General features: G+C 62.9%; 8 protein-coding genes. 6 read left to right on the plus strand and 2 right to left on the minus strand.

Features of this window, described 5'->3' with window-relative positions; genetic code table 11:
* Positions 1–66 precede the first annotated feature (66 nt).
* Positions 67–2,139 carry a transketolase gene (tkt, locus tag C5F53_RS05795; protein ID WP_105260315.1) on the plus strand — a complete coding sequence of 691 codons (2,073 nt, stop codon included), beginning with the start codon at positions 67–69 and terminating at the stop codon, positions 2,137–2,139.
* Between the two features lie 50 nt (positions 2,140–2,189).
* Positions 2,190–3,188 (plus strand): type I glyceraldehyde-3-phosphate dehydrogenase, encoded by a 999-nt coding sequence (gene gap, locus C5F53_RS05800; protein ID WP_105260316.1) that lies wholly within the window; start codon positions 2,190–2,192, stop codon positions 3,186–3,188.
* Positions 3,189–3,234: 46 nt separating this feature from the next.
* On the opposite strand, the gene C5F53_RS05805 is transcribed toward gap, so the two are convergent.
* A complete protein-coding gene (locus C5F53_RS05805; protein WP_105260317.1) occupies positions 3,235–4,119 on the minus strand; it encodes a LysR family transcriptional regulator in 885 nt (294 codons plus the stop codon).
* Between the two features lie 114 nt (positions 4,120–4,233).
* On the opposite strand from C5F53_RS05805, the gene C5F53_RS05810 reads away from it, so the two are divergent.
* Complete coding sequence (locus C5F53_RS05810) at positions 4,234–5,436, plus strand: MFS transporter (protein WP_105260440.1); 1,203 nt, start codon at positions 4,234–4,236, stop codon at positions 5,434–5,436.
* 8 nt (positions 5,437–5,444) lie between these two features.
* On the opposite strand, the gene C5F53_RS05815 is transcribed toward C5F53_RS05810, so the two are convergent.
* On the minus strand, positions 5,445–6,149 hold the full coding sequence (locus tag C5F53_RS05815; protein ID WP_105260318.1) for a Crp/Fnr family transcriptional regulator: 705 nt from the start codon (positions 6,147–6,149) through the stop codon (positions 5,445–5,447).
* A 123-nt stretch (positions 6,150–6,272) separates the two neighbouring features.
* Between C5F53_RS05815 and C5F53_RS05820 the strand changes: the two genes are divergently transcribed.
* Genes C5F53_RS05820 through rarD form a run of 3 tightly spaced genes read left to right on the plus strand, consistent with a single transcriptional unit; the run spans position 6,273 to position 8,580 of the window.
* Positions 6,273–6,794: a DUF962 domain-containing protein gene (locus tag C5F53_RS05820; RefSeq protein ID WP_105260441.1), complete on the plus strand. Its 522-nt coding sequence runs from the start codon at positions 6,273–6,275 to the stop codon at positions 6,792–6,794.
* Positions 6,791–7,654 carry a bile acid:sodium symporter family protein gene (locus tag C5F53_RS05825; RefSeq protein WP_105260319.1) on the plus strand — a complete coding sequence of 288 codons (864 nt, stop codon included), beginning with the start codon at positions 6,791–6,793 and terminating at the stop codon, positions 7,652–7,654. The genes C5F53_RS05820 and C5F53_RS05825 overlap by 4 nt, the downstream gene beginning before the upstream one ends.
* Positions 7,655–7,713: 59 nt before the next feature.
* The gene (rarD, locus tag C5F53_RS05830) at positions 7,714–8,580 is read left to right on the plus strand and encodes an EamA family transporter RarD (protein WP_105260320.1); all 867 of its coding nucleotides are present in this window, start codon (positions 7,714–7,716) and stop codon (positions 8,578–8,580) included.
* The last annotated feature ends 137 nt before the right edge of the window (positions 8,581–8,717 follow it).

Raw genomic sequence — 8,717 nt, forward strand, 5'->3', positions numbered from 1 at the left:
CCCGGTAAAATCGGGGGAGTTTCACCCTTCCCACCGTTTTCCAACCTTACCCCGGAGTTGCCCCGCATGGCCCCCACCCCCAATACCAAAGACATGGCAAATGCCATTCGCGCACTTGCCATGGACGCCGTCCAGCAAGCCAATTCCGGTCACCCCGGCGCCCCCATGGGCATGGCAGACATGGCCGTTGCGTTGTGGGGAGATCACCTGAGCCACAACCCGACCAATCCCAACTGGATGAACCGCGACCGCTTTATCCTGTCCAACGGCCACGGCTCCATGCTGATCTACGCGCTGTTGCACCTGACCGGCTACAAGCTGCCCATGGCCGAGCTGAAGAACTTCCGCCAGCTGCACAGCAAAACCGCGGGCCACCCCGAGTTCGGCATCACTCCCGGTGTGGAAACCACCACCGGCCCGCTGGGCCAGGGCATCACCAATGCCGTGGGTTTTGCCCTGGCTGAAAAGCTGCTGGCCACTGAATTCAACCGCGAAGGCCACACCGTGGTGGACCACCACACCTACGTCTTCATGGGCGACGGCTGCCTGATGGAAGGCATCAGCCACGAAGCCGCCGCCCTGGCTGGCGCCTGGAAGCTGGGCAAGCTGATTGCGCTGTACGACGACAATGGCATCTCTATCGACGGCCAGGTCGCACCCTGGTTCATCGACAACACCGCCCAGCGTTTTGTGGCCTACGGCTGGAACGTGATCGGCCCCGTGGACGGCCATGACGCCGCTGCTGTATCGGCCGCCATTGCGCAAGCCAAGGCCGGCACCGACAACCGCCCCACGCTGATCATCAGCAAGACCCACATTGGCAAGGGCAGCCCGAATCGCGCCAACACCTCCAAGGCCCACGGCGAACCCTTGGGTGCCGAAGAAATCAAACTCACGCGTGAAGCCATCGGCTGGAGCCACGCACCTTTCGTCATTCCCAAAGAGGTGTATGGCGACTGGGATGCCAAGGAAAAAGGCAAGGCCGCTGAGGCCGCCTGGAACGACAAGTTCGCCGCCTACAAGGCCGCCTTCCCCGAGCTGGCCAAAGAGCTGGTGCGCCGTATGAAGGGCGATCTGCCCAAGTCGTTTGTGCAGACCGCGGTGGACACCGTGATTGCCGCCCACCAAAAGGGCGAGACCGTTGCCAGCCGCAAGGCCAGCCAGCTGGCGCTGGAGTCCTTTACCGCTGCGCTGCCCGAGCTGCTGGGTGGTTCCGCCGATTTGACCGGCTCCAACCTCACCAACACCAAGAGCACGCCCAACCTGCGTTTTGACGCGTTGACCGGTGCCGTGGTGACCAACGAAGCCGGCCAGGGTGGCCGCCACATCAACTACGGCGTGCGCGAGTTCGGCATGGCCGCCATCATGAACGGCGTGGCCCTGCACGGTGGTTTCATCCCCTATGGCGGCACCTTCCTCACCTTCAGCGACTACAGCCGCAACGCCATCCGTATGGCCGCGCTGATGAAGCTGCGCGTGGTGCACGTTTTCACGCACGACTCCATCGGTCTGGGCGAAGACGGCCCCACCCACCAGTCCATCGAGCACGCTGCTTCTCTGCGCCTGATCCCCAACCTGGACGTCTGGCGTCCTGCGGACACGGCCGAAACTGCCGTGGCCTGGACCGTGGCCCTGCAAAACAAGAGCAAGCCCACGGCATTGCTGCTGAGCCGCCAGAACATTGCCTACATCGCCAAAACAGACTCTGCCGTGTCGCCTGACGCCTCGGGTCTGGATGCGATCAGCAAGGGTGCCTACGTGTTGGCCGAGCCATCGGACGCCGGCCTCAAGAAAAAGGCCCAGGCTGTGATCATTGCCACAGGCTCCGAAGTGCAACTGGCCATTGCCGCCCAAAAGGTCTTGGCCGAGCGCAAGATCGCAGTGCGCGTGGTTTCCATGCCCTCCACCACCACCTTCGACTTGCAAAGCAGCGAGTACAAGTCGGCAGTGTTGCCCGCCGGCCTGCCGCGGGTGGCGGTCGAAATGGGCTCCACCAGTGGCTGGTGGAAGTACGGTACCGCCGCTGTTGTCGGTCTGGATACGTACGGTGAATCCGCGCCCGCACCGGTATTGTTCAAGCACTTTGGTTTCACCGCGGACAACGTGGCGGACACCGTAGAACAAGTGCTGCGCAAGTAAGTAATTCTGGTTTCTGTGTCCTACGACTTTTTTAGTGAAGTGAGAAGCAAATGACAATCAAGATTGGTATCAACGGCTTTGGCCGCATCGGCCGCATGGTGTTCCGTGCCGCCATCCAGAACTTCAACGACATCGAAATCGTTGGCATCAACGACCTGCTGGAGCCTGACTACCTGGCCTACATGCTGCAGTACGACAGCGTGCACGGCCGCTTCAAGGGCGACGTGTCGGTGGACAACGGCGTGTTGATCGTTAACGGCAAGAAGATTCGCCTGACGCAAGAGCGTGACCCTGCGAATCTGAAGTGGGCCGACGTCGGTGCCGACATCGTGGTTGAGTCCACCGGCCTGTTCCTGACCAAGGAAACCGCGCAAAAGCACATCGACGCCGGCGCCAAGAAGGTCATCCTGTCGGCGCCCTCCAAAGACGACACCCCCATGTTCGTCTACGGCGTGAACGACAAGACCTACGCAGGCCAAGCCATCATTTCCAACGCGTCGTGCACCACCAACTGCCTGGCCCCCCTGGCCAAGGTGATTAACGACAAGTTCGGCATCAAGCGCGGCCTGATGACCACCGTGCACGCAGCCACCGCCACCCAAAAGACCGTGGACGGTCCTTCCAACAAAGACTGGCGCGGCGGTCGCGGCATTCTGGAAAACATCATTCCTTCTTCCACCGGTGCAGCCAAGGCCGTGGGCGTGGTGATTCCTGAGCTGAACAAGAAGCTCACCGGCATGGCCTTCCGCGTGCCCACCAGCGATGTGTCCGTGGTTGACTTGACCGTCGAGCTGAACACCTCCGCCACCATCGCCGAGATCAACGCCGAGTTGAAGGCGCAATCCGAAGGCGCCTTGAAGGGCGTGTTGGGTTACACCGAAGACAAGGTGGTGGCTACCGACTTCCGTGGCGACAGCCGCACCTCCATCTACGACGCCGAAGCCTCCATCGCCCTGGACGGCACCTTCGTCAAGCTGGTGAGCTGGTACGACAACGAATGGGGTTACTCCAATAAAGTTTTGGAAATGGCACGCGTTGTGGCCAAGTAATAGAGCCCCCACGCTCTCCAAAAAACGCGCCTTCGGGCGCGTTTTTTTATTGCAGCCGCGCTGCCAGAAAGTCCAAAAAGGCCGTGATGCGCGAAGACAGTGCGGTGTTGCGGTAGTAGACCGCGTTGACGGGTTGGCGCACCTCCACAGTGTCACGCGCCAGCACCTGTACCAGGTCGCCGCGGGTGCGGTCGGCCTCGGTCATGAAGTCGGCCAGACAGACCAGGCCCAAGCCCGCCAGCGCCAGCTGGCGCATGGTTTCGCCGCTGGAGGCGCTGAAGGCCAGTGTGGCGCGGTAGTGGTCGCCCTGTGGGCTGCGCAGGGGCCAATCGTTCAGTGCCGACAGTTGGCTGTTGCCGATCAGTGCGTGGTGGGTTAGATCAGCCACGCGTTTGGGTTTGCCATGCTGCGCCAGATAGGCCGGACTGGCCAGTACGCGCAGGCGGCTGCTGCACAGTGGTCGCGCATGCAGCGTGGAATCGCGCAGTGTGCCAATGCGGATGGCGATGTCGGTGCGCTGTGCCAGCAGGTCCACGTTGAGGTCATCGGTGTTGAGCTCCAGATGGATGCCGGGAAACAGGCGGTGAAACTCCGGCACCAGCGGCACGATGGCATGCAGCATGAACGGCGATGCCGCGTTGACCCGCAGTAACCCGGTGGGCGCTTCGCGGCGGGTTGCCATCTCCTCTTCGGCGGCGTCCATCGCATCGAGGATGGCGCGGGTGCGTGCCAGAAAGGCCTGGCCTTCCTCGGTCAGTTCCAACCGGCGTGTCGTGCGGCGCAGCAGCGTGGTGCCCAGTTTTTTCTCCAGCCGGCTTAAAGCGCGGCTGATGCCCGAGACGGTTTGCTCCAGCTGGTCGGCCGCCGCGGTGATGGAGCCCGTGTCGACCACGGCGCGGAAGGCCAGCAGTTCTTCAAGCGTGGTTTTCATAAGCCTGCATTATTGAATTCAAGTCAACAGTATTCTGCCGACAAGGGGCTTATTCTGCAAAGGTAAAGCACGCACACTCCGGTCCTCTTGTTCACTCGAATGCCGGAGCCCTTCATGCCCATTGCCCTTCTTGCGCTGACCATCAGCGCCTTTGCCATCGGAACCACCGAGTTCGTCATCGTGGGCCTGCTGCCCACGGTGGCGGCCAATTTGCAGATCACCCTTCCCTCGGCCGGCCTGCTGGTCAGCCTGTACGCACTTGGCGTGGCCATTGGCGCGCCCGTGCTCACCGCACTCACCGGCAAGCTGCCACGCAAGTCCTTATTGCTGGGCCTCATGGCCCTGTTCACGCTGGGCAATCTGCTGGCCTGGCAGGCGCCGGGTTACACCACGCTGGTGGCCGCCCGCATCCTCACGGGGCTGGCACATGGTGTGTTTTTCTCGATTGGCTCCACCATTGCCACCGGCCTGGTGCCCAAGGACAAAGCCGCCAGTGCGATTGCCATCATGTTCACCGGCCTGACCGTGGCGTTGGTCACCGGTGTGCCGCTGGGTACCTTCATCGGTCAACATTTTGGTTGGCGCGAAACCTTTCTGGCCGTGTCTGCCCTAGGCGCTCTCGCGCTTGTGGTGAGTTTTGTTTTTGTGCCCAACACCATTCGTCACACCGCCCCCGCCTCTATCGCGCAGCAGCTCAAAGTATTGGCGCAGCCACGCCTGCTGCTGGTCTACGTCACCACGGCGGTGGGCTACGGAGGCACCTTCATTCCGTTCACGTTTCTTGCACCCATCCTGCAGCAGTCGGGCTTTGGCGCCGGTGCCGTGGGTTGGGTGATGCTGGTGTACGGCGTGTCGGTGGCCGTGGGCAATATCTGGGGTGGCAAGCTGGCGGACCGCAAGGGCCCCATCGCTGCGCTCAAGCTTATCTTTGCGCTGCTGGCTGCCGTGTTGTTCGTCTTCCATTTCACCGCGCCACACCCCTGGCTGTCCGTGGCGACGGTGCTGTTGTGGGGCGCTGTGGCGTTTGGCAATGTGCCGGGTCTGCAGGTGTATGTGGTGCGCCAGGCCGAACGCCACACGCCGCATGCGGTGGACGTGGCCTCGGGCCTCAACATCGCGGCTTTTAATGTGGGCATTGCGTTTGCAGCCTGGGCCGGTGGCCTGGTGGTCACCCACATTGGCTTGATGCACACGCCGTGGATCGGTGCCGTTGTGGTGCTGGGCGCCCTGGCGCTGACGTTCTGGAGTGGTCGCCTCGATCAGCGTGACCCTGCCCCCGCCCCAACGCAGGTCTCAGGCCGTGTACCTGCGCATTGAGGGGCGGGCTACTGGCACTGCGCACGCAGCGCCGGAAGATCCAGAATTTCCAGTTCTCCGCGCTGAATGCGCACAATGTGCTGCGCCTTGAGGGCGTTGAGGATCTGGTTGGTGGTCTGGCGCGAGACGCCAATCATCAGCGCCAGTTCTTCCTGCGTGATGGCCAGCACGCGCCGGGTGCTGCCGTCATCAGCTCGCTGGCCGTAACCCTGGGCCATGCCCACCAGGCGGCGTGCCAGGCGCAGCGGGGCGCTCAGTACGGTTTGTTCTTCCATGCTGACAAAAGCCATGCGCAGCTTGTCGGCCATCAGCACGGCCAAGTCGCGCCAATGCGCGGGGTGGGCTTGCAGCCAGGCCAGCAGTTCTTCGTGTGGCACCTGCAGCACCGTGCTGGGTTCGGCGGCATGGGCGTGGTGGGTGCGCACCGAGCCGTCAAACACCGAAATCTCGCCAAACCACTGCGGTGGCGTCAGCACCACCAGCAGCGCCTCGCGTGCATCGTTGCGCTGCCCGCTCTGGCCCGAGATGCGGATGGCACCGCTCACCAGCGCATACAGCCCGCAGGGTGCACTGTCGCGCAGAAAGAGGGCATCACCGGTTTGCAGCGTGCGCAGCTTGGCAATCTGCAGCAAGGCCTGGGCAAATTCGGCAGGCAGCTGGGTGAACCAGCGCCCGGAGTTCAACACCGGCAGATAACGGGACAGGTCGGTCATGGAGGGCGTGGGTCTAGTGGTTTGTACGGATGACGCGTCTTGTGTCGGCTACCCGACAGACGCAGGACCGAGGCTAAGCGGATCATTGCGCTTCGTCAATCCAGAAGAATGAAGGAGAGCGCCATGAAAACCCTGACCGACCACCTCACCCAATACGCCGCCTACCACCAGGACAGCCGCAACGTGGCCACCCACTTTGTCGGCATCCCCCTGATCGTGCTGGCCGTCACCATTTTGTTGTCACGCCCGCAGTGGCAAATGGGGGCGCTGATGCTCAGCCCCGCGGTGCTAGTGGCGCTGGCGTCCAGCTGGTTTTATGCACGTCTGGATGCGCGTTTTGGCATCGTCATGGCCCTGCTGCTGGCCGCTTCGTTGGCCGCCAGCCAGTGGTTTGCGGCCCAAAGCACCGGCGTCTGGCTGGGCTGGGGGGTGGGCCTGTTTGTGGTGGGCTGGGCGATCCAGTTTCTGGGGCATTACTACGAGGGCAAAAAACCCGCGTTTGTGGATGACCTGATGGGTTTGCTGGTCGGCCCGCTGTTTTTGGTGGCGGAGGCCGCGTTCCACTTCAATATGCGCACCGACGTGCGTGACGAAATCCAGCGCCGCCTGGGCGCCGTGGCCACCCCCACCGGTGTGGCGGCATGAGTTTTACCGCTGCGCTGCCCACGCTGTTGCTGATCGCGCTGGCCCTGGTCATGTTTGGTCTGGGCCTGTCCCTCTCGCTGGGCGATTTTGGCCGTCTGCGTGACAACCCCAAGGCCGTGGCGCTGGCCCTGGCCATCCAGATGTTTTTGCTGCCCGGTGTGGCCTACCTGCTCATCGTGGCGCTCAAGGTGGAGCCGGTGTTTGCCGTGGGCCTGATGTTGCTGGCGGCCTCGCCTGGTGGGGTGTCGGCCAATCTGTTCAGCCATTTGTTTGGCGGCAATGTGGCCATGAACATCTCGCTCACGGCCATCAACACCGTGCTTTCCATCGTGAGCCTGCCGCTGATTGCCAACTGGGCGATTGCCACCTTTGTGCAAACCGGCCAGGTGGTGCCGCTGCAGTTTGGCAAGGTGTTTGAGGTGGTGGGGGTGATCCTGGTGCCGGTGGCCATTGGCATGGTGGTGAGCAGCCAGCGCCCGGCCTTTGCGCAGCGCATGGGCCAGCCCATGAAGGCCTTCAGCGCCCTGGTGCTGGCCACCTTCTCCATCATTGCAATCGCCAAGGAGTGGACGGCGCTGACCGCGTCCTTCTCCAGCCTGGGGCCGGTGGTGCTGGCCTTTAATCTGCTGAGCCTGCTCTCGGGGTATTACCTGTCGCGCTGGGCCGGTCTGAACAAACCGATTGCGACGGCCGTGAGTTTCGAGATTGGCATCCATAACTCCACGCTGGCGATTTTTGTGGCGCTGTCGGTGCTGGCCAACTTCCAGCTCGCGCTGCCCGCGGCCATTTACTCGGTCAGCATGTACCTCACCGCCACGGCGTTTGGTTTTCTGGTGCTGCGCCGCCAAGCCGAGGCCTGAGCCGGCCCCCGGTGGGGCGGGTAAGCTAGGCGCTTTCCCGCTCCACCCTCTCCTTCTTCATGCACGCTGGCGTTGTCTACGCGGCCTTGGCCTACACGGCCTGGGGCCTGTTCCCCCTCTTTTTCAAACAGCTGGTCGCTGTCAACGCCTTTGAGGTGGTGATGCACCGCACCGTCTGGTCACTGGTGTTTTTGCTGGGCGTGCTGGCGGTGCGCCAGCACTGGGCCTGGTTGGGGGCGGTGTGGCGTTCGCCACGGGTGCTGGGGGCCTTTGTGCTGTCGGCGCTGCTGCTGGCGGTCAACTGGTGCACCTATGTGTGGGCGGTGCAAAACGGTCATGTACTGGACGCCAGCCTGGGTTACTTCATCCTGCCGCTGGTCAATGTCGCCCTGGGTTTTGTGTTTCTGCACGAGCGCCCGCGCCCCGGCCAGTGGCTGGCGGTGGCCGTGGCGGCAGCGGGGGTGTTGTGGCTCACCGTGCAGGCCGGGCGCCTGCCCTGGGTGGCACTGGTGCTGGCCATCACCTTTGGCTTTTACGGCTTGCTGCGCAAGGTGGGTGCGCTAGGCGCACTCGAAGGCCTGACGCTGGAAACCCTGGTACTCAGCCCCGTGGCCGCGGGCTGCCTGCTCTGGTGGGGCTGGCACGGCCAGGGCGCGCTGGTGCAGGCGGACGGCGCCACCATCGGCTGGCTGCTGCTGGGCGGGCCGCTCACCGCCATCCCCTTGCTGTTGTTTGCCGCGGGTGCGCGGCGCGTCAGCATGTCCACCATGGGCATCTTGCAGTACATCTCGCCCACCTTGCAGCTGCTGTTGGGTGTGTGGCTGTTTGGCGAGGTGTTTGAACCCGCGCGCGCTCTGGGTTTTGGCCTGATCTGGGCGGCGCTGGGGGTTTACAGCCTGGAGGGCTGGTGGACCAGTCGGCGCTAATTAAAGCCAAATCTTGATTTCCAAATCGAATTGCGACACCTCATGAGCGCATGACGAAGGGCTGAGGATGGAGTGAATTGGTTAGCCTTTTGGTTCCTACACCGACAGGTTTGCCAATGACCCACAACCACCTCAGC

This window comes from Rhodoferax sp. TS-BS-61-7, from assembly GCF_002943465.1.
Taxonomy (GTDB): domain Bacteria; phylum Pseudomonadota; class Gammaproteobacteria; order Burkholderiales; family Burkholderiaceae_C; genus Allorhodoferax.